The sequence below is a fragment of the Formosa sediminum genome, from assembly GCF_007197735.1.
In the GTDB taxonomy this organism is placed as follows: domain Bacteria; phylum Bacteroidota; class Bacteroidia; order Flavobacteriales; family Flavobacteriaceae; genus Formosa; species Formosa sediminum.
This window is the reverse complement of sequence record NZ_CP041637.1, coordinates 2,109,687-2,135,891: the sequence shown is the minus strand read 5'-3', so window position 1 is coordinate 2,135,891 and position 26,205 is coordinate 2,109,687. Positions and strand designations below refer to the sequence as shown.

The window sequence follows — 26,205 nt, the reverse complement described above, 5'->3', positions numbered from 1 at the left end:
ATATGATATTTAATCAGGAGTACTCATCAGAATATCTCTATTTTTTAATATTTTATCATGTGACCAATTCCACCACTCCATTTTTTTTATTTTATTAATCTGATCTTCATCAAATCTCATCTTTATAAATCTTGCTGGACTACCTGCATATATAGCAAATTCTGGTATATTTTTAGTAACAACACTTCCTGCTCCTATAATTGCACCTGTCCCTATTTTAACACCAGAAAGAATGGTAACATTTGTACCAATCCAAACGTCATGACCAATCTCAACATCTCCTTTAGATTCTCTATCTTTTCCTAATAAAGAATTATCTTTAGACAGAGAATAAAATGGATATGTTGATATCAAGTTATAATCATGCTCTCCTCCTAACAATATTGTTACATTTGCAGCTATTGAACTATAATTCCCTATTTTTAAAGTTGTACCTTCATTATAATCTAAAACTCTAATATTACCATAAGTCCCCTCTCCAATTTCATATGATTTGTTTTTAAAGAAGTCCTTAGTGTAGAATAGTTTTTCTTTCTTTTTTACAGGATAGAAAAACCTGTAGATATATTTCAAAAGATCGATCATAATACTAAACTTAATTATAGAGTTTTAGTTTCAATTTTCCAGTCTAAAATAGGTCTTATTAAACCAGGCCAATTCGTTCCTGTATCTACTCTATATTTTATTATATTAGGTTTATTTATTACTTTAAAAGTTAAAGCTTCATCAATTTTTAAATGAACCATATTAGGGTTATAATTACCAAGCGCTATTAGAACTTTATATCTACCCTCTAATAATAAATTTCCAGGTATAACACAAGTAGTTGTTATTAATGAATCTTTAATAGAGTGAGAGCTAGACCATGTTTCCGAATCAAATTCATTTGAAGCAAAAAGTGTTCTATCAAACTCATCAATTATGTGTATAATTGCTGTATTTTTATATTCTTTATTAAGATCTAAATAACAAATTTTAATATTAATAGACTCGGTCATATCATATTCAAACTGTGGAGAGTTTTCGGAATTTTCTACAGATATAGATTTCAATTTTGCATAAGAATTACCTATTTCATTTCCTTTTCCCCATGTTTTTGAAGTCTTTGGCTTAAAACTAATTAGTGTATACTTATTTATAATATCGTTAGGTAATCCATCATCTACAACTTTACCATTTTCTAATAAAAGTACTCTATCTGTTAACTTTAATATAGCATCCATATCATGACTAACAAATAATACAGTTCTTCCGTCTCCTTTACTTATATCTTGCATCTTCCCTATCGCCTTCTTCTGAAATTCGGCATCACCCACAGCAAGGACCTCATCAATCACTAAAATATCGGGTTCTAAAAAGGCCGCTACGGCAAAGGCTAAACGCACCCGCATCCCTGAAGAATACCGTTTTACAGGGGTATCTACATAACGTTCACACCCACTAAAAGCAATAATCTCGTCTTCTTTGGCTTTAATTTCGGCTTTGGTCATACCCAAAATAGCGCCGTTCAAATAGATGTTTTCACGACCTGTAAGTTCGGGATGAAACCCCGTACCAACTTCTAATAAACTGGCTATTCGCCCACGGGTTTTTATTTCGCCTGTGGTCGGGCTAGTCACCCGAGATAAAATTTTTAGCAAGGTACTTTTTCCCGCGCCATTTTTACCTATAATCCCTAAAACTTCACCTTGTTTTACCTCAAAATTAATGTCTTTAAGGGCCCAAGCATAATCACTTTTACCTTTACTCGAGCGGTCGTTGGTTTCACCAATTTTTAAATACGGATCTTCCTTACCGCGCACACGATGCCACCAGCGGTTTAAATCGTGACTAATAGTACCTGTACCAATAAGTCCCAGGCGGTATTGTTTACTTATGTTCTCGGCTTTTAAAATAATCATGAATGCGTAATAGTTGGTTGATTTAATTTTGGCTATTTAGTAATTACAAACAATACATCCATATACCAAAATAATGGGCTAATATAATAAAAGCAGTTGACTTAGATGTTTTCAATGATTATTTATTCTACCATGCAGAACACTGTATTTTCAGTCCTAATAAACATCAAGAAAAAGAAATATTAAAACCCAAAAGCTATTTTTTTTGACCCCGGCATATCAAAAATATACAGCAAAAAACACGTAAAATTTTAAGCTGTTTGAGCCAAACGCATTACATTAAAAACACTAGCTTATCATATAAAACCAAATCATATTCAATAGAATACACACAAATGCGAGTTCTTAAAATTTAGTGTTGGAACATAACATTTAGAGATACTTTCGTAAGCCTAGATTTTTTTGGTTCGTTTTTTTAGCGATGAAAACTGCGTAGCACATCATGAGTCCTTAAAAATAATAACGCGAATAAAAAGTAAATAAAAAACATCGAATCGAAAAACCCCGGCCTATCGAAAGTATATCGTAAAATGTGCAGTGAACAACACGTAAAATTTTAAGCTGTTTGAGCTAAACGCATTACATTAAAAACACTAACATATCATATAAAACCAAATCATATTCAATAGAATACACACAAATGCGAGTTCTTAAAATTTAGTGTTGGAACATAACATTTAGAGATACTTTCGTAAGCCTAGATTTTTTTGGTTCGTTTTTTTAGCAATGAAAACTGCGAAGCACATCATGAGTCCATAAAAATAATAACGCGAATAAAAAGTAAAGAGAACAAAAAAAACACGATTACAAACCATGAACTTCCAAAACTAATAAACATCCAGAAAAAAAGAAATATTAAAAGCCTAAAGCTGAAGTTTTAGACCCCGGCCTATCGAAAGTATATCGTAAAATGTGCAGTGAACAACGCGTAAAATTTTAAGCTGTTTGAGCCAAACGCATTACATTAAAAACACTAACATATCATATAAAACCAAATCATATTCAATAGAATACATACCAATGCGAGTTCTTAAAATTTAGTGTTGGAACATAACATTTAGAGATACTTTCGTAAGCCTAGATTTTTTTGTTACTTTTTTTAGCAATGAAAACTGCGAAGCACATCATGAGTCCTTAAAAATAATAACGCGAATAAAAAGTAAAGAAACAAACAATAACGCGAATAAAAAGTAAATAAAAAACATCGAATCTAAAAACCCCAGCATATCGAAAGTATATCGTAAAATGTGCAGTGAACAACGCGTAAAATTTTAAGCTGTTTGAGCCAAACGCATTACATTAAAAACACTAACATATCATATAAAACCAAATCATATTCAATAAAATACACACAAATGCGAGTTCTTAAAATTTAGTGTTGGAACATAACATTTAGAGATACTTTCGTAAGCCTAGATTTTTTTGTTACTTTTTTTAGCAATGAAAACTGCGTAGCACATCATGAGTCCATAAAAATAATAACGCGAATAAAAAGTAGAGAAACAAACAATAACGCGAATAAAAAGTAAATAAAAAACATCGAATCTAAAAACCCCGGCATATCGAAAGTATATCGTAAAATGTGCAGTGAACAACGCGTAAAATTTTAAGCTGTTTGAGCCAAACGCATTACATTAAAAACACTAACATATCATATAAAACCAAATCATATTCAATAGAATACACACAAATGCGAGTTCTTAAAATTTAGTGTTGGAACATAACATTTAGAGATACTTTCGTAAGCCTAGATTTTTTTGTTACTTTTTTTAGCAATGAAAACTGCGAAGCACATCATGAGTCCATAAAAATAATAACGCGAATAAAAATGAACATTAATAACAACAAATAATAACCTTGATAAAATTTAAAAATACTTTCTTAACCCAAATACCCTTATCCTAAGCAAAACAAAAAGATTGTATAACTTTTTTTAGCAATGAAAACTGCGTAGCACATCATGAGTCCTTAAAAATAATAACGCGAATAAAAAGTAAAGAGAACAAAAACGAAAATCACGATTACAAGCCATAAATTTTCAGTCATAATGAACGAAGAAGCGAAACTGCACTACGAAGTAGTAAGCATGCAGCTTAAGACCCCGGCCTATCGAAAGTATATCGTAAAATGTGCAGTGAACAACATGTAAAATTTTAAGCTGTACAAACAAACAAATAACAATCAAAACACAAATAACAATTACAAGCCATGAATTTTCAGTCATAATGAACGAAGAAGCGGAACTGCACTACGAAGTAGTAAGCATGAAGCTTCGATAGTGAATGGTACGCAGTAATGACCTAGAAATTCATTTGATCTTTTGGCTTGGTTTATCCTGAGCGAAGTCGAAGGGTTTGCATCAAGGCAAAATGAACATAAAAAAAACAACCTTATCCACCTAAATCTTAACCTTACTATGCACAGCTCGCAACACATCATCATAAGGCACCTTAAAATAATCACTATACTCACGAATACTAATCCGTTTACGTTTCACAATTTTATATTCATTCAAAATATCGCGTATATATTGCTTAGCGGTTTTATCGCAAACTCCCATAAGAAGTGCGACATCGTTACTATTTAAAAATAGTCGATATCCCATAGTACTAAGCACTTTAAATTAGGTTAAGTATAATAGTTTTTATTTTGTATTAACGCTACATTTTTCCTTTAAATCTATAGTCAGATAAAATAAAAAAAAGCATAGAAAATAAACAAAATCAGGTTCTCAATAAAAAAAAGCTAGGCTTAAAAACATGCAACATACTCATTTTTAAGTAATTACACAAATAAGAGTATAATAAAAAACAACTTAAAGAAACCTATGTAATAAAAAATGCTGCGAATGTATTACAGTTTTACGATAAGCTAGAACAAAAAAATTACCTAAAATTAGACCATAGAGTTTAAATAAATATAAAAACCCTCCGCCATACCAAAGCCATACCAAAGCCATACCAAAGCCATAGTTAACTTATAAGCACAAAAACCAAAATCAACCTCAAATTTCGGAAAAATCAAGAAAAACAGAGAAGAAACTAGAAATATTAGTTCGAAATAAGAAATAATAAGAAAATAAAGGAAGTTCAAAAAAATGCAAAACAAACCTGTAGTAATTTAGAACTAAGCGCATGTATCTAAATTATGTATGTAGTAATTATAGGTTATCCATAGCATAACCAATCCCGGGAACATAAGTAAGCAGATACATCATTTTTACTAACCGTAGGTTATAGATCTAAAATGCTCACAATTGCAAAACAAAATAAATGTTGAGCGGTGTGTAAAATTAAACAGATATAGAACCTGCATAAATCCCATTATATCATGGCAAAATATAAATCTTTATTTAATGTAGAAGGTTCAATAGGAGAAGTTACATTCTACAAAGGAGAAGACGGATTTTATATCCGATCTAAAGGTGGTGTTAGCAAAGACCGCATACTAAACGATCCCGCATTTGTAAGAACACGCGAGAATAATAGTGAATTTGCAGAATCCGCAACATCCGGCAAAAAATTACGACATGCCATTACAGCTTTGTTGATAGAAGCAAAAGATAACCGAATGACTTCCAGGTTGACTCAAATTATGAGTCGTGTTAAAAATGCAGATATCACTTCAGCAAGAGGTCAGCGCAAAGTAAGTATTGGCATCAATACAACAGATGGCAAAAACGCAATTAAAGGCTTCGAATTTAACAACAATGCACTACTAAGCAGTGTATTGCTTGAAGCTTACTCCTTAAACACCACGACAGGAGAAATTAGCATGCCTAATTTTATTCCAGCACAAGACTTAAATAGCCCAAACGGATCGACACATGTTAGTTTTAATTCAGGGTTTTTAAATCTAAATTTTAATGATAGTGTATCCGACTTACAAATTAGCCCTACGGTCAATTTACCAATTAACAGTACATTATCACCAATAACACTAATACCTGCTGCACCACCTACTGGTACAGGAACGCCCTTTTATTTTCTAAAAGTTGCATTTTATCAAGAAGTAAATGGTACACAATACCCTTTAAAAAATGGAACATTTAATGCCTTACAACTTATAGACGTTCTATAAACAGGTTTTAAAATACAATGTAAATCCTCGTACACACGAGGATTTTTCGTGCTTTAATCACACATCACAACCAACTGCAAATGGTCTACCCCCAATTAACTCATCAATTTTAATCCATTTTCAAGACTAACTAATTCTCGTTCTAAAACCTGCTTCATCCTTTTGTTATTAGGACAACGACGCTTCATATCGCCTTCTACCAATGCTGGTAAATGTATAATCTCTGATTTTGAATTCGTAAATGCAATAATACGATTTGCTAATTCTAAGATGGTCATTTCATTGTCGTTTCCTACATTTAAAACATCGTTAATAAACAGTTGCTTTTTATAAGCTTCTACACAGGTCGAAACCGTATCATCTATATAACAAAACGAACGGGTCTGCTGTCCATTTCCATGTATGGTTATAGGCTTATTAGTCTGTGCAGCATGAAGAAAACGTGGCACTACAAAATCATCACTTTGATGTGGACCATAGGTATTAAAAAATCTAAAAATTGTATAATCTAATCCAAATTCTTGTTGGTAAGATTTAAAAAATGATTCTCCTACATTCTTCACTATGGCATAAGGTAACCTAGAATTTAAAGGTGTCGTGTTTTCGTGTTGTGGTACCTCAAAAGGCTCGCCATACACTTCTGAAGAACTGGAATAAAATACACGCCTTACATCTGATGCTTTCGATAAAGACAAAATATTTTTTATCCCTTCTATATCCTGTAAAACGCGAAGAGGATTTGCTAACGTACGCTTTACGCCTACCATAGCTGCTAGATGAAATACATAATTAATATTAAAACGCTCAAAAACTGGAGCAACATCATTATATCGATTTACATCTGCTTGAATAAACTTTACATTAGATAACTTGGGTATATGTGATTCTACTCCTGTAAGTAAATTGTCTACAACTACGAGTTGTGTGTCTGGTTCTGTTGCAAGAGCAGCAACCAAACTACTCCCTATATTTCCGGCTCCTCCGGTGATTAGTATAGTATTCATTTTAGTTATTAGAGTGTTAATTGTAAGGGTATTGATTTAAAATTCATGTTATATTTTTTTTTATACGAATTACGCTTACACTTAAACCGTATCTATAAATTTCTTCTCTGTACTATTAAACACGATAAGTCCAAGCAAAAACACAAATATGCTAACCACACTTATATATACCAATTGAAGGCTAGAAATCTCGCCAACGCCTAACGTAATATGTCTAAAGGCTTCTATAACAATAGTCATAGGGTTATAAGCCACTAGCCACGCAACACCTGGTAATTTTTCTTCAAAAAAGGATAAAGGGTACATCACTGCCGAGCCATACATAAGTAATTGCACACCAAAGGCCACTAAAAAGGTTAAATCACGGTACTTGGTAGTCATAGACGATATTAACATCCCAAAGCCTAAACCCAAAAGCCCCATAATAAAGACAAGCACTGGTAAGAGTAACAAACTCCACTGCGGACGTGCAGCATAAGCCGTAGTGGTAAACCCTACAAAATAGACGTAAAACCCTATAAATACCAACAATTGAATGGCAAATTTCACTAAGTTAGAAACCACTATAGACATAGGAATAATCACTCTGGGAAAATACACTTTACCAAAAATAGCCTGATTTTTAGTAAACGTATCACTTGTACCCGTAAGGCATTCTTTAAAATAATTCCAAGCTGTTATCCCTGCTAAGTTAAATAAAAATGCAGGCACGCCAGGTGTAACTGGTATGGCTGCTAAATTATTAAATATGACCGTAAAAATTATTGAGGTAAATAAAGGCTGTATAAAATACCACAACGGCCCCAAAATGGTTTGCTTATATACAGTAACAATATCACGTTTTACAAACAGTAACAATAGGTCTTTATACCTCCAAATTTCTTTAAAATTAAGATCTATTAATTTACGCTTTGGAGATATGGTATACAACCAAGGGCGTTCTTGTTCTTTTATTGCATTCAAGGGTCTGGGTTTAGAGGTGCTAATATAATAAATGCAGGTGAATTACAATTTATGTTTTGTGATTAGTTAAAAAACTGTTAGCAAAACACTTTTAAGTGGTATTCTTGTTATATTATAGTTTAAGGTTGGTGTAGAAAATAGAATACCAATTCACCTTAAATATAACAATCTACTAACAAACAGCCCCCACTTAAAACTAACAATTAATTTATACTCCTATACCATTTAAAAACTGTATTTTAGTGCTTAAACTCATGCTATGGAATTATCTCAAGTTAAACTCGTTGTTTCCGATATGGACGGTACCTTACTAAATTCTAAAGACGAAGTTAGTCCGCGTTTTTATAAATTGTTTCATGAGCTTCAAGCTCACAATGTGCATTTTATTGCCGCTAGTGGTCGACAGTATTTTAGTATGATTGAAAAGTTACACCCCATTAAGGATGCAATTACCATTATTGCTGAAAATGGTGGACTTACCAAACGTGGCAACCAAGAACTGGCAAAACGCTTACTTGAAAAAGATAAAATCAATGCCATCTTACCGCTGTTACGTGCTATTGAGAATACCTTTATTGTACTTTGTGGCAAAAACAAAGCATATATAGAAACAGAAGACATTCACTTCCCTAAGCTTTTAAGTGAATATTATACCGAATTTAATACAGTTACAAACCTCAGTGAAGTCACAGATGATGAATTTTTAAAACTGGCTATTTATCATACCAATAATTCTGAAGATTTTATTTATCCCAAAGTAAAACATTTGGAAGCTGAATATCAGATTAAAGTCTCTGGAGAACATTGGCTAGACATCTCACACCACGACGCAAATAAAGGATATGCTTTATCAGAAGTTCAAGAAGAATTTGGAATCTCTGAAGCAGAAACTATGGTATTTGGAGATTATAATAATGATTTAGAAATGCTGAAACGTGCCCATTTTAGTTATGCTATGGAAAATGCACACCCAAACGTTAAACAAACTGCACGTTTTATAACTAAAAGTAACGATGCTTTTGGTGTTGAAGTGGTATTAGAAGCTTTACTTGATGCTAAGAAAAAAGTTTTAATTGATGGTTAAGGTGTGTGTATAAAACTGTTAGCTACACAAACATTTCGGCACACAAATACCCGAAAGGTTACAGGAGTTGTACATTACAGCTTACGCCACGCTTTAGATAGACTATTTTAAACCGAATATTATAATATAAAACCGAATGGCCTTCAGTATAAAACACGCTAAAAGTTAACACGCACCAAAAACGACTAATACCAACTAGAGAATTTATACGCCATAGCTTACACCATGCCCATATGATAGATTGAGTATATAAATTTGAACTTTACCACTTCCCTATTTAAAAATCACATTCCAAAAGCTGTAAGCACTAAATGTCTTGACCCACCATAATCTCGGTGTTCGCACATATAGATGCCTTGCCAAGTCCCTAAATTTAATTGGCCATTGGTAATAGGTATGTGTACACTACTACCTAATAACGCTGATTTTATATGAGCAGGCATATCGTCTGCTCCTTCATAAGTATGAGTATAATACGATTGATTTTCGGGCACCATCACATTAAAATGACGTTCAAAGTCCACACGTACAGAAGGATCGGCATTTTCACTAATAGTGAGGCTAGCAGACGTGTGTTTAATAAATACATGAAGCATTCCTGTAGTTATTGTATTTAATTCTGGAAGAGCTGCTACTACCTCGTTGGTAATAATATGAAACCCACGTTTAAAAGGCTGTAACTGCATCTCGTTCTGAATAACTTTCATACCAATTGATTGTATTAGGTAAACATATGTTTTGTAATTATATAGTTAAGATGTTAGGGGACTGTACTAGTGAATCATAAAAAACACTAATTTCCAATTCCCGTCTCTCATACAGCCTTATGTTTTTTGTTTTTTCTTTTTGGCTGCAGGAAACAATACATTATTTAGAATTAATCGGTATCCTGGCGATGTAGGGTGTAACTCTAATTCTGTTTTTGGGTCTCCCACCTTATGGGTATAATCTTCTGGATCGTGTCCGCCATAAAAGGTAAAAAAGCCTTTACCTTTAATACCATGAATGTATTTGGCTTCACCATTGCTTTTATTTTCGCCCAACACCAACACATTAGATTTAATTTCATCGCGAGTAAAGGACGTCGTTTGCCCCATAAAACCTTTTACTAAAGCCGTGTGATTCTGGCATAACATGGTAGGCACAGGATCCCACTTTGCTGAAAAATCTACTAGCGAAAAGTAATCGGCATCCTTCATTATACGGCGTTTTGTTGTCATGTCTATAGACGAAAACTCATACACTTTAGGGTCTCGTTCTAAAATAAAATCTGTAAAGGCAAACGTATTATTATAATTAATATGATTCTGATACCCTGGATCACTAGCATCGCCATCAAACATAGCTTCGCAAATATCTACACCTTCAGCAGACAAAGCAATGTCAAACGAATCTGTAGCACTGCACATGGCAAACATAAATCCGCCACCCACAACATAATCTCTTATTTTTAACGCTACCGCTAACTTTTCTTCAGAAACCTTTGTATATCCCAAACGCTGCGCTAAAGCTTCTGCTTCTTTTTTATCTTCTATGTACCAGGCAGCGGTTTTAAAACTGTTATAAAACTTTCCGTATTGCCCTGTAAAATCCTCATGATGTAAATGCAACCAATCGTATAGCAATAAATTATCGTTTAAAACATCTTCGTCATATACCGTAGTATACGGAATTTCTGCATAGGTTAAAACCATAGTTACCGCATCATCCCATGGCGAATTTCCTTTTGGCGTATAGACCGCTATTTTGGGTGCTTTTTCAAGGACTACAGCTTCCATATTCTGACTCGGACTCTCAATTAACTCCAAAATGTTTTCTGCTTTATCATTAGAAATGACTTCAAAAGAGACGCCTCTAATTTGGCATTCTCTCTGAATAGCATCGGTATCTGGTACTAAAAAAGACCCACCTCGATAGTTTAAAAGCCATTTAACTTTTAATTGCTTATCGAGTGCCCAATAGGTCATACCGTAAGCTTTTAAATGATTTTTTTGACCATCTGCATCCATAGGTATTAAAATATAAGACGCAAAGGATTTGGCTGACAGCAGCACACACAAGATAAAAAATAAGAGCCGTTTTAAAATCATTTTATACGTTAACACAGTTGATTGTGAAAGATACTTAATTTTTAATGCGAGTAAAAACACTTTATAAAAAGATTGACAGTTTATCCGTTTTATTTTTTTATGTATTTATTGTTTACAATCCTTTAAAACTATCACAATGGCTGCACTGTATAAATTATGCCATATCTAAATACTGAGAAATAATATCCTAAAATGAATTTAAAATAACTTCTAAATCACCTTAAGTAAAACAACACACTCCGGAACAATAAAAAACCACGAATTGTACTTAATAGGTAACAATCGTGGTTTATATAAATTAGGTCGTTTCAGTTTTAAAACGGCACATCATTATCATCATCTTCATTCATAGCACTTCCAAACGCATCGGTAGGTGTTGGAAAACTATTGGTTGAAGGAAAGCCTGCATTTTCATTAGGATTTGTATTCATTTTACTATGGAATTCATAGGGCGAGTCGAAATCGTCTAGGTTATCAAATTTACCTAAGTGTCCTAAGAATTTCAATCGGATATTTTCTAAACCACCATTCCTATGTTTTGCAATAATGAATTCGGCTTGGCCTTCGGTAGGAGAACGTTCATCATCATCCCATTCTTCAATTTTATAATATTCTGGACGGTAAATAAACGATACAATATCGGCATCTTGCTCGATTGCTCCAGATTCACGAAGATCGGAAAGTAACGGACGTTTAGATCCTCCACGCGTTTCCACGGCACGTGATAATTGCGATAGTGCTATAACTGGCACCATTAATTCTTTGGCTAGCGCTTTTAAGTTTCGAGAAATCATCGAAATTTCTTGTTCACGGTTTCCACCATGGCTTGGCCCACCTGTCATTAATTGCAAGTAGTCAATCATAATTAGTTTAATACCATGCTGAGACGATAAACGTCTGGCTTTTGCACGTAAATCGAATATGGATAACGAAGGCGTATCATCTATAAAAAGAGGTGCTTTTTCAAGACTTTTTACCTTTACATTTAACTGCTCCCATTCGTGTTTTTCTAATTTTCCTGTTCTTAATTTTTCTGAAGACAATCCGGTTTCAGACGAAATTAAACGCATAATTAACTGTACAGATGCCATCTCTAAAGAGAAAAAGGCAACGGGTATATTTTGATCTACAGCAATATTACGAGCCATAGATAAGGTTAAAGCTGTTTTCCCCATACCAGGACGAGCAGCAACAATAATTAAATCGGAAGGCTGCCAACCAGAAGTTAATTTATCTAATTTATCAAATCCTGTAGGAATACCACTTAAACCTTCTTTATTTGAAATTTCCTCAATTTTTTTCTTAGCCTGAATTACTAATTCTTGAGCTGTTTCACTGGATTTTTTAATATTCCCTTGTGTAACTTCGTATAATTTAGTTTCGGCAGCATCTAGTAAATCAAATACATCTTTAGTTTCATCGTAAGCTTCTTCAATAATTTCTGATGAAATTTTAATAAGGCTGCGCTGAATAAATTTCTGTAAAATAATACGCGCATGAAATTCTATATGCGCAGAAGAAGATACTTTTTGAGTTAAAGAAATCAGGTAAAAATCACCTCCAGAAACATCAAGTTTAGCATTCTTTTTTAATTGACTTGATACTGTTAATAAGTCTATAGGCTCACTGTTTTCGAACAGCTGAAAAATGGCCTCAAAAATATATTGATGTGCTTCTTTATAAAACGCATCGGCACTAAGAATATCAATAACCTCATCGACACCTTTTTTATCAATCATCATCGCCCCCAACACAACCTCTTCTAAATCAAGAGCTTGCGGCGGTATCTTACCACGTTCTAAATTTATTAAAGTGCTTTTATCCACTTTGTATCCTTGTAATTGATTCGGTTGCTTCATAACTGCGAAAGTAACTAAATTAGCGCTAATACCATATGATTTTTAAGAGTTGATGTTAACGGTTAGTCAACATTCTAACTGTTAACAACTTAAAAATCTTGTTCATAACCATAAAAAAATCTGAAGTTAGACAACTTCAGATTTATAACCATTAGGGTGTGAAAGCTTTAGTCTTTAAACACGCCCATATTTTCGTATTTTGCCATACGTTTTTTAACTAATTCTTTTGGTGATAAGTTTTTAAGTTCATCAAAAGATTTAATTATTGCATCTCTTACTATGTTGAAAGTTTGCTGACGATCTGTATGAGCACCACCGATAGGTTCTTTTACAATTTCGTCGACTAACTTTTGTTTTTTCATATCTGTAGCTGTTAGCTTTAAGGCATCTGCGGCTTGCTCTTTATATTCCCAGCTACGCCATAAAATTGAAGAACAAGATTCTGGTGAAATTACAGAATACCACGTATTTTCTAACATCATTACGCGATCTCCTACACCAATACCTAGTGCGCCTCCAGAGGCACCTTCTCCAATAATAACCGTAATAATAGGCACTTTTAAACGCGTCATCTCAAGAATGTTTCTTGCAATAGCTTCACCTTGTCCGCGTTCTTCGGCTTCTAAACCTGGATATGCGCCTGGAGTATCTATTAAAGTAACTACAGGAATTCCAAACTTTTCTGCAGATTTCATTAAACGCAACGCTTTACGATAACCTTCAGGGTTTGGCATCCCAAAGTTTCTGTATTGTCTGGTTTTGGTATTAAAACCTTTTTGCTGACCGATAAACATAAAACTCTGATCGCCTATTTTACCTAAGCCACCAATCATGGCTTTATCGTCTTTCACGTTTCTATCCCCGTGAATTTCTAAAAAAGTATTACCACAAAGTGCTTTAATATAATCTAAAGTGTAAGGTCTATCTGGATGTCTTGACATCATTACACGTTGCCAAGGCGTTAAATTTTTATATATTTCTTTCTTAGTCTCTAAAAGCTTTTTTTCAATTTGCTTACAGGTTTCAGATACATCTACATCACTTTCCTTACCAATAATTTGGCATTTATCTAATTGCTCTTCAAGCTCTTTAATGGGAAGTTCAAATTCTAAATATTCCATACCAATGAAGGTTTTGTTTTTTAGTTAGCCTACAAATATAAAAACTTTAGCGTTGATATTTTGTTAAGACCGCTTTCTTTTTAATGCTTTCCAATTTTTTAAGCCACCATTAAGTAATACTGCACCCAAAATAATAGCGGCACCGAAGTAAAAATTAGTCGACATTTTTTCGCTTTCTGGAAACAAAATAAGAGCTAAAATTATGCCATAAATAGGTTCTAAATTATAGGTTAACATTACCGTATATGGACTGATATGCTCCATGATTTTTACTGAAGCAATAAAAGCATAAGCCGTACAAACAGAGGCTAAGCAAAACAAATACCACAAATCTGATTGGCTAACATTAAAAAAATCGCCTTGAAACCCTGTACCAAATACCGCTATATATAAGGTAATAAAAAGTACTCCACTTATAAACTCGTAAATAGAAATGACAGATGGTCTATGTGTTTTTACAAATTTCCCATTTAAGACCGCAAACAAGGCTGAAAAAAAAGCTGAAATGATTCCTAAAATAATTCCCTCTATGTACTGAATTTCGCTTTGAGTAATTAGCATTACTCCTATAACCACTACCAATCCAAATACAATTTCGTAAGTAATTAGCTTACGTTTATGAATGATAGGCTCTAAAATTGAAGCAAAAAATGCGCCCGAAGAGACCATAGATAATGTAATAGAAATATTAGAAGCTTTAATGGCTCCAAAAAATGTTATCCAATGTAAAGCGATAATAATTCCTGCAACCGCAAATCTTGTGATGTTTTTGGGTGTAACCTTTATAGAAATCTTTCTTAACCGAATGTATATATACATTAATCCGGTGGCCATAAGCATACGAAACCATACTAAAGGAATTGCATCTATAGTTATTAATTCGCCTAGAATGGCTGTAAATCCTGCAATAAACACCAACAGGTGCATATGCAAATAATTGAGTATTTTAACGTCGCGCATGATATAAAAGGTAGGCTGCTAGCACTCCAAAAATAAAATTTGGAAACCACACGGCTACTAAAGGTGAAAAATCTGATTGCTCAGCCATAACTCCAAATATTTTATCGAAAAACACAAATACCATTGCAATACTTACACCAAAGGCTAAATTTACTCCCATGCCTCCACGACGTTTTTTAGACGATACAGCTACAGCTATAATTGTAAGGATATAAACAGATACGGGTAAGCTCCATTTTCTATATTTCACCAATTCGTAACGTCCTATACTGGACGAACCTCTTTTCTTTTCTTTTTCAATAAATTGGTTTAAATCGCGATAGTTAAGGGTCTCTGCAATATATTCTAAAGGTGTTAAATCTTCTAAATCGAAACTAAAAATAGTATCCTTGCGGCGTTGGGTTTCAAAAATATCATGATCTTCACCAACTTTGCGCTTTACATAATCGACCATACGATACACAGAGTCTTTTTCAATATAGCGAATGTTTCGAGCACTCATTTTATAAACTAATTTGTTGTCTACAATATGCTCTAATGTAAAGTTTTGCCCCATCCTCTTTTTAGCATCAAAACTACTTACATAAATAAAGTCGTGATCATTAATTTGTCTGTATACACTTCCTGTTTCTACTGCTTTTTTATTGCTTTTAAAGTATTTATAATCAAAATCATTAAACCCTTTACTTGCCTCTGGCGCTAAATACATTCCTAAAATTAGAGCTAAAATAGAGACAACAGTAGCCCCAATCATATACGGTCTTAAAAACCTAGAGAAAGACACCCCAGAACTCAAAAAGGCAATAACTTCTGTATTATTTGCGAGTTTAGACGTAAAAAATATTACAGAGAGAAATAAAAATAACGGAAATAAAAGGTGTGCAAAATAAATAGTAAAATCTAAATAGAATAAAGCTACTTCAACAAAAGGCACTTCTTTTTCTAAAATTTTACCAATTTTTTCGGCTAAATTCACGGTAATTCCAATAGGAATAAACAGCAACAACATCATTAAAAATGTGAGCAAATACCGCTTTAATATGTACCAATCTAATATTTTCAATATTACAATCTGTTATCCATTTGTTTAACCATCATATCTTTCCAGACTTTAAAATCTCCGGCTAAGATATGTTTTCTTGCTTCTCTTACCAACCACAAATAAAACCCTAGGTTGTGTATGGTTGCTATTTGTTTACCTAGTAATTCATTTACTGAAAACAGGTGTCTTAAATAAGCTTTAGAATATTCTGTATCTACAAAAGTAATGCCCATTTCATCAATTGGAGAAAAATCATCTTCCCATTTTTTATTTTTTATATTGATAGAGCCATATGCCGTAAATAACATTCCATTTCTAGCATTTCGAGTAGGCATGACACAATCGAACATATCTACACCTAATGCTATATTTTCTAAAATATTAATAGGAGTACCTACTCCCATTAAATATCTAGGTTTTTCCCATGGTAAGATATCGGTAACCACTTCTGTCATGGCATACATTTCTTCGGCAGGTTCACCAACAGACAAGCCTCCTATAGCATTACCTTCTGCCCCAACACCTGCAATGTACTCTGCCGATTGTTTACGTAAATCTTTATACGTACTTCCTTGCACTATAGGGAAGAACGATTGGCTGTAATCGTACATAAAAGGTGTTTTATCAAGATGCGTTAAGCAACGTTCTAGCCAACGGTGCGTCATATGCATCGAACGTTTTGCATAATGGTAGTCGCAAGGGTATGGTGTACACTCATCAAAAGCCATAATAATATCGGCACCAATACTACGCTGAATTTCCATAACGTTTTCTGGAGTAAACACATGGTAACTCCCATCTATATGCGATTTAAACTTTACCCCTTCTTCTTTTATCTTTCTATTAGAAGATAATGAATACACTTGATACCCTCCAGAATCGGTTAAAATATTTCGATCCCAGTTTATAAATTTATGTAATCCTCCAGCTTTTTCAAGAATTTTTGTTTGCGGACGCAGGTATAAATGGTAGGTATTTCCTAGAATAATATCTGGATTAATATCCTCTTTTAGTTCGCGTTGGTGTACCCCTTTTACAGAGCCAACAGTACCAACAGGCATAAAAATAGGTGTTTCAATTTTACCATGGTCTGTAGTCATTACTCCAGCTCTGGCTTTACTTTGCGGGTCTTGTGCTTTTAAGTCGAATGTCATGTTCAAAAAATCAATCAGTTGGCAAAGATAATTATCTCGCTGTGATATGTGTGGGTATTTAAAAAAAATTAAGCATTAAGACTCCAATTATGGGGTTTAGACCCTCAGATTGAGTGCTTTTATTATTAAAGTTACAATTTACTCCTTAATAATTTATCATTCTAAAACCAAACTTAAAAAATGGGACATAAATTAGCAAAATATTAATTTGCTAAACAGACATAAAGGCTTATTTTTGGACTTTTAAAAATCAAGTTATAAAACATGGCTAACACAAAAGAATTACAAGATTTAACGACTCAGGTTCGTAGAGATATTCTACGCATGGTACACAAAGTAAACTCTGGACATCCAGGAGGTTCTTTAGGATGCGCAGAATTTTTAGTAGCCCTTTACAATGAAATAATGGACCGTAAAGACGGTTTTGATATGGATGGAATTAACGAAGATGTATTCTTCTTATCTAACGGTCACATTTCTCCTGTATTTTACAGTGTACTTGCACATGCTGGATATTTTCCAGTAGAAGAATTAAATACCTTTAGATTAATTGATTCTAGATTACAAGGACACCCCACTACTCACGAAGGCTTACCTGGCGTACGTATAGCATCTGGTTCTTTAGGACAAGGGATGTCTGTAGCCCTTGGTGCAGCACAGGCAAAAAAATTAAATAACGATTCTACTTTAGTATACACCTTACATGGTGATGGTGAATTACAAGAAGGACAAAACTGGGAAGCTATCATGTATGCTTCTGCTAAGAAAGTAGACAATATTATTTGTACTATTGATTTAAACGGTCAGCAAATTGATGGATCTACAGATACTGTTTTACCAATGGGAAGTATTGAAAGTAAATTTGTTGCTTTTGGTTGGGATGTTATAACTATAGAAGAAGGAAACGATATAGACGCGATATTAAAAGGTATGGCTAAAGCTAAGGCATTGACAGGAAAAGGAAAACCTGTTTGTGTACTATTAAAAACTGTTATGGGACATGGTGTAGACTTTATGATGTATACTCATGCTTGGCACGGAAAAGCACCTAACGATGACCAATTAGAAAATGCCCTTTCTCAAAACCCAGTGACCTTAGGCGACTATTAATCCTTACAATTACAAGACAATGAAAACATACACATATACAGAAAAAAAAGATACACGAAGCGGATTTGGAGCTGGTTTAGCGGAATTGGGACGTACAAATCCTAACGTAGTAGCGTTATGTGCCGATTTAATTGGTTCATTAAAAATGGACGAATTTATTAAAGAAAACCCTGAGCGCTTTTTCCAAATTGGTATTGCAGAAGCCAATATGATGGGAATCGCTGCAGGTTTAACTATTGGGGGTAAAATTCCGTTTACAGGAACCTTTGCAAACTTTTCTACAGGTCGTGTTTACGATCAAATTCGTCAATCTATTGCTTATTCTAACAAAAATGTAAAAATTTGTGCATCTCATGCCGGTTTAACTTTAGGTGAAGATGGTGCAACCCACCAAATTTTGGAAGATATTGGGTTAATGAAAATGTTACCTGGAATGACGGTTATTAATCCTTGTGATTACAACCAAACTAAAGCAGCAACTATAGCTATAGCTGAACATGACGGCCCAGTTTACTTACGTTTTGGACGTCCATCTGTGCCAATTTTTACGCCTGCAGATCAGAAATTTGAAATCGGAAAAGCATTACAATTAACAGAAGGAACCGATGTTACTATTGTAGCAACGGGTCACTTAGTATGGGAAGCCCTAGAAGCGTCTAAAGCGTTATACGAAAAAGGAATTTCTGCTGAAGTTATCGATATTCACACTATAAAACCTTTAGATGCTAAAGCCATTTTAGACTCTGTATCTAAAACAGGATGTATAGTAACTGCTGAAGAGCATAATATTCTTGGAGGATTAGGCGAAAGTGTTGCTCGTGTATTAGCCACTAATAAACCAACACCTCAAGAGTTTGTAGGTACGCAAGATACTTTTGGAGAATCTGGTACGCCTGCACAATTAATGGATAAATACGGCTTAAATGCTAGCGCAATTGTTAATGCCTGCGAAACTGTGATTAAAAGAAAATAATTTTAGTAGATTAGCGTTTAATGTACTCACACATTAAATTAAAATCTATGAAAAATTTAATCTTTATACTTTTTGTAACTCTAGGAGCCATCCAGATTACTACAGCACAATCAGGCTCAGGTTACGGTATTAAAGGCGGATTAAACTACAGCTCTAACGGAAATTATATTTCCTCTATAGGCGATCATATAAATCACTCAGATAGAAACATTGGTTTCCATCTGGGTGTTTTTGCTAAATTTGGTAGCAGATTGTATTTTAAGCCTGAATTAATGTATACTCAAACTAGTAGTGCCTACGACAATGCTGATCTTGAAATTAAAAAAATAGATTTACCTGCCTTAGTCGGTATCCGATTAATTGGTCCTTTAAGTGTCTTTGCTGGACCGTCCTTTCAATATATATTAGATTCTAAATTTGATGATATTGACTACGACAATATAGAAGAAGACATTAGTATGGGATTAAACTTTGGCCTTGCATTACATATTCGCCGTATAGGTATAGACTTAAGGTATGAGCGTGGATTTAATACAAACGAAACTGAGTTTATCACTAACAACGGCCTAAATGTTGTAACAATAGATTCAAGACCAGATCAGCTGATATTAAGCTTATCACTTAGCCTATAACTCCAAACATGTCTTAATAAAGATATCACAGAAATTAAACTGTATTACTATTAAATTAATAATAACGTTAGTTTTAAATGTTAAGCTTAAACGAATTAAAATAAAAAGACATTAATTTTAGTAGTTTCGTTTTAAATTTTACCTCCCTAATATTAAAACGATGAAAAACTTACTAATAATGCTTTGCATTATACTTGGATCACAACACTTTAGTTTTGCACAACAAGGTTCTGGTTTTGGAATTAAAGGTGGATTAAATTATAGTTCTAATGGTAATTACAGTTCTTCTTTAGGCGAATTTATAGCAGAACCTGAAAGTCATACCGGGTTTCATTTAGGTGTTTTTGGTAAATTTGGTAGCTCAATTTATCTTAAATTTGAACCTACCTACACCCAAACCCATAGTTCATATAACACCTCAGATTTTAAAACTAAAAAAGTAGATGTTCCCGCTTTAATAGGAGTTCAACTTATTGGCCCTTTTGGCATATTTGCAGGACCAGCTCTGCAATACATTATAGAAAGTGAACTTGATGGTATTGCTGCTGAAGCCCGCAGCGAAGATATAACTACAGGACTTAATTTTGGAATTGCATTTAACTTTAAAACTATAGGCGTTGATTTAAGATACGAACGTGGATTAGAAGATTACGAGTTTGACTTTATTACAAACAATGATTTAGATGTTGTAACTATAGACTCTAGACCCGAACAACTTATTCTTAGTGTCTCTATACAATTGTAATTAAAACGTTGCTTCCCCATTTTCTTTGCTCTTTAATTAGCCTCATCTATTTTTGTTTTTTACAAGATGTTATAAAACTGAAATGAAACGCTAATAAATAGGTTAAATTTAGTGTGCTTAATTTCAATATTGATTATTTTTGAATTCAAAAGAAGCTACTCAATCTGTTATTTAGAGATGGGTTGGCTGCATATTTTCACAATACAAAATGCGAATAGATAAATATTTATGGTGTGTACGCTATTTCAAAACCCGAAGTATTGCTACCACAGCATGTAAAAAAGGACATATAAAAGTAAATGGTGCTGTTGTAAAACCAAGTCGAGAAGTATATCCGCAAGATAAAATTGAGGTTAGAAAAGATCAGGTAAACTACAGTTTAACCGTAAATGATTTACCTCCTAATCGAGTGGGCGCAAAACTCGTAGACATCTACCGTATAGATACTACTCCAAAAGAAGCTTTTGAAGCTCAAGAGCTTTTAAAATATGCCAAAGATTACTATCGTAAAAAAGGTACAGGAAGGCCTACTAAAAAAGACAGAAGAGATATAGATGATTATCAGGATAATCAAGACGTTCCTCCTTTTAATGATGCACTCTAAACATTATACATAAGATATTTACTTTTACATAATAACGGATAAGAAAACTCTTTTTATCTTTGATTAAACACTACTATTTACGATGGAAACAACTAAAAATATAATTTTAACTCACGACGAAATCAATCATAAAATTAAGCGCATAGCCTATCAAATTTATGAAAGGAATGTTAACGAAACAGACGTGATTTTAGCGGGCATAGCAAGTAATGGATATGTACTAGCTAAAAAGTTAAAATCTGTTTTAAGTGAGATTTCCCCTATTAACCCTATACTTTGTAAAGTAATAATAGACAAAAAAAATCCGCGTAATGCCATACAAACATCTTTAGATGTCTCTGAATATGAAAACAAATCAATCGTATTGATAGACGATGTGCTAAATTCTGGCACAGCTTTGATTTATGGTGTACGCTATTTCTTAGATGTTCCGCTAAAACAATTTAAAACCGCTGTACTCGTTAATAGAAATCATAAAAAATATCCCGTTAAGGCGGATTTCAAGGGGATATCTTTATCCACTTCATTAAACGAACATGTTACCGTAGATTTTGATACAGAACATTACGAAGCTTATTTAAACTAAATGGGGCATTAATTGGGCTATTACTTCTGTTTCTGTAGTTTGGTCTACAGAGATAATCACATCGGCTTGATTGTAATAGACCGTACGTTCAAAAAGGTGTTTCCCTATAAATTCAACCAATTCGTCATCTGTGTTAAATCGACTTAATAATGGGCGGTTATTTTTATCGTGTTTTAAACGCTGTGTTAATTCCTGAATTCCAGCTTTAAAATAGAAAGACTTGGCATTAGCATGTTGCTTAATCAGTTCCATATTATTTGCATAACAAGGTGTTCCGCCTCCTAAAGCCAATACCACATTTTTTTGTTCAGTTAGGAGTGCTTTTAGATAAATATGTTCTTGTTTTCTAAAATACACTTCTCCATGGGTTTTAAAAAGTTCAGGAATTGTTACTTCTTCTTGAGCTTCTATATAATCGTCTAAATCTATAAAAGGGTATTCTAATGTTTTGGCCAAGGTTTTACCTAAAGTAGACTTTCCCGACCCCATATATCCAATTAAAATTATAATCATTTAAAGTGTTTTTTATTGATCCTTAAAAACATACGTAATTGTAGCGCAAAAAAACGAAAAAAAAATTAGAAACAGGCTTGGAATTCTAAATAAAGGTGATATATTTGCACCCGCAATACGCAAACAAAAACAATGACCTGGTAGCTCAGTTGGTAGAGCATCTCCCTTTTAAGGAGAGGGTCCTGGGTTCGAGCCCCAGCCCGGTCACAAAAAAAGGTTAAACATCGTTGTTTAACCTTTTTTATTTTATCTCCTTTATTTAAACGCGCACGTGGCGGAATTGGTAGACGCGCTGGCTTGAGGGGCCAGTGTCCGTTTAGGACGTGGAAGTTCGAATCTTCTCGTGCGCACTTTTTAGCTTTTATTATTTTATTTACAACATTATCTTGGTTTAAACTAATAGCTAAACCCCTATTAAACAGTACTTTAAAACCTATACATATAGGTTGAATTTAGAAAACTTAAATTAATTTTAAATTTATATTAAAAAATGGTTGCTTTTTTGAATAAAGGTCGTATATTTGCACCCTCGTTATAGAGAAAGAAAAACAATGACCTGGTAGCTCAGTTGGTAGAGCATCTCCCTTTTAAGGAGAGGGTCCTGGGTTCGAGCCCCAGCCCGGTCACAGAAAAGGTTAAACATATTTGTTTAACCTTTTTTTTATGCCATAATTTTACTTAAATTCAGACTAAATATGTTACCACTTTATCACAATCTTAGTGTATACAGTTAACGCTTTTAAACTTAATCTAAGCAATTTGCACAGTATACGTTTTACATTATTCGGCTAATAGCTGTTCTATGGTTGTTCTAACCGTATTGCTATTCCAATTTGATGCTCCTGTTTTATCAATTACAATTTTACCCGATTTACTTATTAATAACGTTCTTGGAATCGTACTGGTATGTAAACGCTCAGGGACTGCTGACATAGGCTGATGTACAGGAATTGTATAGTTATGTTTTTTTAAAAATGCTACAATCACATCTTCATCCTCATTAGATACGAACAGAAATTGAACTTTATCTTTATAATCCTTATGTAATGCGACCAAACTTGGCATTTCTGCTATACACGGCGGACACCATGTTGCCCAAAAGTTAAGGAGTACCACTTGGTTTTGGGCAAATTTAAAATTATAAGACTGTCCTTCTAAATCTTTTAAATGCCATTGGTATGAATTTACGTCTTGCTGTTCAGATTTCTCTGTTACAGACGGACTAAATACTGCTAACCCTTTTTGAATAAAAACCTGAATAGGTTGTCGTGTTTGTGGTATTATTAACAACACTAAACCTATCGCAAATACAATATTTTGCTTTTGAGATGACTTTAATTTCATTTTAATATGACATGATTTATTTTAATAGATTACAAAGGTACCTTCTTTATTTTCTATTTATTCTTATAATATACAAGTTAAGTCTTTAACAAAAAAAAGCTTCTGAATACTCAGAAGCTTTTCTTAAAATTTTATTGTTTATTAAGCAGAAGCGTTCTCCTTTTTAATTAAGTTTAAAGCAGAACCTTCTTTATACCATGCAATTTGAGCCGCATTATACGTGTGATTAGTAACAACAACATCTTTAGTACCATCAGCATGAACAAACTCTATAGACAAGGTTTTATCTGGTGCAAATTCATCTAAATCTAAGAAATTGATAGTATCGTCTTCTTGAATTAAATCGTAATCGGCTTCATTAGCAAATGTTAATCCTAATAAACCTTGTTTTTTAAGATTTGTTTCGTGAATTCTAGCAAATGATTTTACAATAACTGCAGCAACACCTAAATGACGAGGCTCCATAGCAGCGTGCTCGCGCGATGAGCCTTCTCCATAATTATGGTCTCCTACTACTATCGATTTAATTCCCGCTGCTTTATATTCGCGAGCTGTATCTGGCACACCTCCATAATCTCCTGTTAATTGATTTTTAACAAAGTTTGTTTTTTTATTGTAGGCATTTACTGCACCAATTAAGCAATTATTAGAAATATTATCTAAATGCCCGCGGAAACGCAACCAAGGTCCTGCCATAGAAATATGGTCTGTAGTACATTTACCAAATGCTTTAATTAATAATTTTGCACCTGTAATTGAATCGCCAATGGGTGTAAATGGTTCTAATAATTGTAATCGCTCAGAATCTGGATCTACAGACACCACAACATCACTACCATCTTCATCTGGTGCTAAATATCCGTTATCTTTAACTTCAAAACCTTTAGGTGGTAACTCCCATCCTGTTGGCTCATCAAACATCACTTCTTCTCCCTCTTCATTGATTAATTTATCGGTCATAGGATTAAAATCTAATCGTCCGGCAATGGCTATAGCAGCAACCATTTCTGGAGACGCTACAAATGCATGTGTATTTGGGTTACCATCTGCTCGTTTTGCAAAGTTTCTGTTAAACGAGTGAATGATACTATTTTTAGGTGCGTTTTTAGGATCGCTATATCTTGCCCATTGCCCAATACATGGTCCGCAAGCGTTTGTAAATATTTTAGCATTTAGTTTCTCAAAGATGTCTAGAATACCATCACGCTCTGTGGTATATCTAACTTTTTCTGAACCCGGATTGATTCCAAATTCAGCTTTAGTTTTTAAATTCTTATCTAATGCTTGTTGTGCAATTGACGAGGCTCGAGATAAATCTTCGTAAGAGGAGTTGGTACACGACCCTATTAATCCCCATTCCACTTTTAAAGGCCATTCGTTAGCAGTTGCTTTTTCAGTCATTTCACTTCCTACAGGTGTAGATAAATCTGGTGTAAAAGGTCCGTTTAACAATGGTGATAATTCTGACAAGTTGATTTCGATCACTTCATCAAAATAAGATTTTGGATCGGCGTATACTTCTGGGTCTGCTGTAAGATAAGATTTAACTTCGTTAGCAGCATCGGCAACATCTGCACGTTCTGTAGCACGTAAATAGCGCTCCATAGATTCGTCGTATCCAAATGTAGAAGTTGTAGCACCAATTTCTGCTCCCATATTACAAATGGTTCCTTTACCCGTACATGACATTGAGGTCGCGCCTTCTCCAAAATATTCTACAATAGCACCAGTCCCTCCTTTAACAGTAAGAATTTCTGCTACTTTTAAAATTACATCCTTTGGCGCTGTCCAACCCGATAACTTACCAGTTAACTTCACACCGATTAATTTCGGGAATTTTAATTCCCACGCCATTCCTGCCATAACATCTACAGCATCGGCACCTCCTACTCCAATAGCGACCATACCTAAACCACCGGCGTTAACGGTGTGTGAATCGGTACCAATCATCATTCCGCCTGGAAAGGCATAATTTTCTAATACCACTTGGTGGATAATTCCTGCACCAGGTTTCCAAAACCCGATACCATATTTATTAGACACCGATTCTAAAAATTTAAACACTTCGCTACTTACATCGTTTGCGTGTTTTAAATCTGTTGAAGCGCCTTCTTTTGCTTGAATTAAATGGTCGCAGTGCACAGTTGTAGGTACTGCCACATTACTTTTACCAGCTTGCATAAATTGCAATAAAGCCATTTGTGCAGTAGCATCCTGACATGCAATACGATCTGGAGCAAAGTCTACATAATCTTTCCCCCTTACAAATGCTTTATCTGCTACTCCATCCCATAGGTGAGCGTATAAGATTTTTTCAGAAAGTGTTAATGGTTTCCCTACAATGCTTCTTGCTTTGTCTACGCGATCGGCTATGTTCGCGTACACACCTTTAATCATATCAATGTCAAATGCCATATTTCTTTTTTTTATTATTCGATAA

General features: G+C 34.0%; 23 protein-coding genes and 3 tRNA genes. 11 read left to right on the top strand and 15 right to left on the bottom strand.

Features of this window, described 5'->3' with window-relative positions; all coding sequences use genetic code 11:
• Positions 1 to 9 precede the first annotated feature (9 nt).
• The 3 genes from FNB79_RS09355 to FNB79_RS09345 form a co-directional block, all read right to left on the bottom strand.
• Positions 10 to 585, bottom strand: coding sequence for a CatB-related O-acetyltransferase (locus tag FNB79_RS09355; protein WP_143381061.1), 576 nt, complete (start codon positions 583 to 585; stop codon positions 10 to 12).
• Between the two features lie 14 nt (positions 586 to 599).
• Positions 600 to 1,901 (bottom strand): ABC transporter ATP-binding protein, encoded by a 1,302-nt coding sequence (locus FNB79_RS09350; protein ID WP_143381060.1) that lies wholly within the window; start codon positions 1,899 to 1,901, stop codon positions 600 to 602.
• A 2,398-nt stretch (positions 1,902 to 4,299) separates the two neighbouring features.
• Positions 4,300 to 4,506, bottom strand: a complete 207-nt coding sequence (locus FNB79_RS09345; RefSeq protein ID WP_143381059.1) for a hypothetical protein — start codon at positions 4,504 to 4,506, stop codon at positions 4,300 to 4,302.
• A gap of 725 nt (positions 4,507 to 5,231) precedes the next feature.
• Here FNB79_RS09345 and FNB79_RS09340 point away from each other — a divergent pair.
• A complete protein-coding gene (locus FNB79_RS09340) occupies positions 5,232 to 5,981 on the top strand; it encodes a hypothetical protein (protein WP_143381058.1) in 750 nt (249 codons plus the stop codon).
• Between the two features lie 95 nt (positions 5,982 to 6,076).
• Here the strand turns inward: FNB79_RS09340 and FNB79_RS09335 are convergent, their stop codons facing one another.
• Together FNB79_RS09335 and FNB79_RS09330 are read right to left on the bottom strand one after the other, a co-directional pair.
• Entirely contained in the window at positions 6,077 to 6,985 is a 909-nt protein-coding gene (locus tag FNB79_RS09335) for an NAD-dependent epimerase/dehydratase family protein (protein ID WP_143381057.1), read from the bottom strand.
• A gap of 81 nt (positions 6,986 to 7,066) precedes the next feature.
• Positions 7,067 to 7,939: an ABC transporter permease gene (locus FNB79_RS09330; RefSeq protein ID WP_143382601.1), complete on the bottom strand. Its 873-nt coding sequence runs from the start codon at positions 7,937 to 7,939 to the stop codon at positions 7,067 to 7,069.
• A 268-nt stretch (positions 7,940 to 8,207) separates the two neighbouring features.
• Between FNB79_RS09330 and FNB79_RS09325 the strand changes: the two genes are divergently transcribed.
• Positions 8,208 to 9,032, top strand: coding sequence for an HAD family hydrolase (locus tag FNB79_RS09325; RefSeq protein WP_143381056.1), 825 nt, complete (start codon positions 8,208 to 8,210; stop codon positions 9,030 to 9,032).
• A 284-nt stretch (positions 9,033 to 9,316) separates the two neighbouring features.
• Here FNB79_RS09325 and FNB79_RS09320 read toward each other — a convergent pair whose 3' ends face one another.
• The 7 genes from FNB79_RS09320 to tgt all read right to left on the bottom strand — a co-directional run bounded on the left by FNB79_RS09320 (position 9,317) and on the right by tgt (position 17,258).
• Positions 9,317 to 9,739, bottom strand: coding sequence for a secondary thiamine-phosphate synthase enzyme YjbQ (locus tag FNB79_RS09320; RefSeq protein ID WP_143381055.1), 423 nt, complete (start codon positions 9,737 to 9,739; stop codon positions 9,317 to 9,319).
• A 117-nt stretch (positions 9,740 to 9,856) separates the two neighbouring features.
• A complete protein-coding gene (locus FNB79_RS09315) occupies positions 9,857 to 11,041 on the bottom strand; it encodes an asparagine synthetase B (RefSeq protein WP_143382600.1) in 1,185 nt (394 codons plus the stop codon).
• Between the two features lie 395 nt (positions 11,042 to 11,436).
• Positions 11,437 to 12,981, bottom strand: coding sequence for a replicative DNA helicase (gene dnaB, locus FNB79_RS09310; protein WP_143381054.1), 1,545 nt, complete (start codon positions 12,979 to 12,981; stop codon positions 11,437 to 11,439).
• Between the two features lie 167 nt (positions 12,982 to 13,148).
• Positions 13,149 to 14,102 (bottom strand): acetyl-CoA carboxylase carboxyltransferase subunit alpha, encoded by a 954-nt coding sequence (locus FNB79_RS09305; protein WP_143381053.1) that lies wholly within the window; start codon positions 14,100 to 14,102, stop codon positions 13,149 to 13,151.
• Between the two features lie 63 nt (positions 14,103 to 14,165).
• A complete protein-coding gene (locus FNB79_RS09300) occupies positions 14,166 to 15,062 on the bottom strand; it encodes a DMT family transporter (protein ID WP_143381052.1) in 897 nt (298 codons plus the stop codon).
• Positions 15,049 to 16,125, bottom strand: coding sequence for an LptF/LptG family permease (locus tag FNB79_RS09295; protein WP_143381051.1), 1,077 nt, complete (start codon positions 16,123 to 16,125; stop codon positions 15,049 to 15,051). Before FNB79_RS09295 ends, FNB79_RS09300 begins: the two co-directional genes overlap by 14 nt.
• Before the next feature lie 2 nt (positions 16,126 to 16,127).
• Positions 16,128 to 17,258: a tRNA guanosine(34) transglycosylase Tgt gene (gene tgt, locus FNB79_RS09290; RefSeq protein ID WP_143381050.1), complete on the bottom strand. Its 1,131-nt coding sequence runs from the start codon at positions 17,256 to 17,258 to the stop codon at positions 16,128 to 16,130.
• Positions 17,259 to 17,522: 264 nt separating this feature from the next.
• Here tgt and FNB79_RS09285 point away from each other — a divergent pair, with 264 nt between their 5' ends.
• From FNB79_RS09285 to FNB79_RS09260, 6 genes are all read left to right on the top strand, one after another.
• On the top strand, positions 17,523 to 18,368 hold the full coding sequence (locus FNB79_RS09285) for a transketolase (protein WP_143381049.1): 846 nt from the start codon (positions 17,523 to 17,525) through the stop codon (positions 18,366 to 18,368).
• 19 nt (positions 18,369 to 18,387) lie between these two features.
• On the top strand, positions 18,388 to 19,341 hold the full coding sequence (locus FNB79_RS09280; protein WP_143381048.1) for a transketolase family protein: 954 nt from the start codon (positions 18,388 to 18,390) through the stop codon (positions 19,339 to 19,341).
• A gap of 47 nt (positions 19,342 to 19,388) precedes the next feature.
• Entirely contained in the window at positions 19,389 to 19,973 is a 585-nt protein-coding gene (locus FNB79_RS09275; protein WP_143381047.1) for an outer membrane beta-barrel protein, read from the top strand.
• A 160-nt stretch (positions 19,974 to 20,133) separates the two neighbouring features.
• The gene (locus FNB79_RS09270) at positions 20,134 to 20,718 is read left to right on the top strand and encodes an outer membrane beta-barrel protein (protein ID WP_143381046.1); all 585 of its coding nucleotides are present in this window, start codon (positions 20,134 to 20,136) and stop codon (positions 20,716 to 20,718) included.
• Between the two features lie 208 nt (positions 20,719 to 20,926).
• Positions 20,927 to 21,322, top strand: a complete 396-nt coding sequence (locus FNB79_RS09265) for an RNA-binding S4 domain-containing protein (protein ID WP_143381045.1) — start codon at positions 20,927 to 20,929, stop codon at positions 21,320 to 21,322.
• An 82-nt stretch (positions 21,323 to 21,404) separates the two neighbouring features.
• The gene (locus FNB79_RS09260; protein ID WP_143381044.1) at positions 21,405 to 21,908 is read left to right on the top strand and encodes a phosphoribosyltransferase family protein; all 504 of its coding nucleotides are present in this window, start codon (positions 21,405 to 21,407) and stop codon (positions 21,906 to 21,908) included.
• Here the strand turns inward: FNB79_RS09260 and FNB79_RS09255 are convergent.
• Complete coding sequence (locus tag FNB79_RS09255; RefSeq protein ID WP_143381043.1) at positions 21,900 to 22,421, bottom strand: shikimate kinase; 522 nt, start codon at positions 22,419 to 22,421, stop codon at positions 21,900 to 21,902. The two genes, FNB79_RS09260 and FNB79_RS09255, sit on opposite strands and share 9 nt — an antisense overlap.
• A 134-nt stretch (positions 22,422 to 22,555) precedes the next feature.
• Between FNB79_RS09255 and FNB79_RS09250 the strand changes: the two genes are divergently transcribed.
• The 3 genes from FNB79_RS09250 to FNB79_RS09240 all read left to right on the top strand — a co-directional run bounded on the left by FNB79_RS09250 (position 22,556) and on the right by FNB79_RS09240 (position 23,047).
• Positions 22,556 to 22,628: transfer RNA gene (locus FNB79_RS09250), tRNA-Lys, on the top strand.
• A 58-nt stretch (positions 22,629 to 22,686) separates the two neighbouring features.
• Positions 22,687 to 22,771, top strand: a tRNA-Leu gene (locus FNB79_RS09245).
• Positions 22,772 to 22,974: 203 nt separating this feature from the next.
• Positions 22,975 to 23,047, top strand: a tRNA-Lys gene (locus tag FNB79_RS09240).
• A gap of 154 nt (positions 23,048 to 23,201) precedes the next feature.
• Here FNB79_RS09240 and FNB79_RS09235 read toward each other — a convergent pair.
• Both FNB79_RS09235 and FNB79_RS09230 read right to left on the bottom strand, forming a co-directional pair.
• Positions 23,202 to 23,765: a TlpA family protein disulfide reductase gene (locus FNB79_RS09235; RefSeq protein WP_143381042.1), complete on the bottom strand. Its 564-nt coding sequence runs from the start codon at positions 23,763 to 23,765 to the stop codon at positions 23,202 to 23,204.
• A gap of 141 nt (positions 23,766 to 23,906) precedes the next feature.
• Entirely contained in the window at positions 23,907 to 26,180 is a 2,274-nt protein-coding gene (locus FNB79_RS09230; RefSeq protein WP_143381041.1) for an aconitate hydratase, read from the bottom strand.
• Positions 26,181 to 26,205 lie beyond the last annotated feature (25 nt).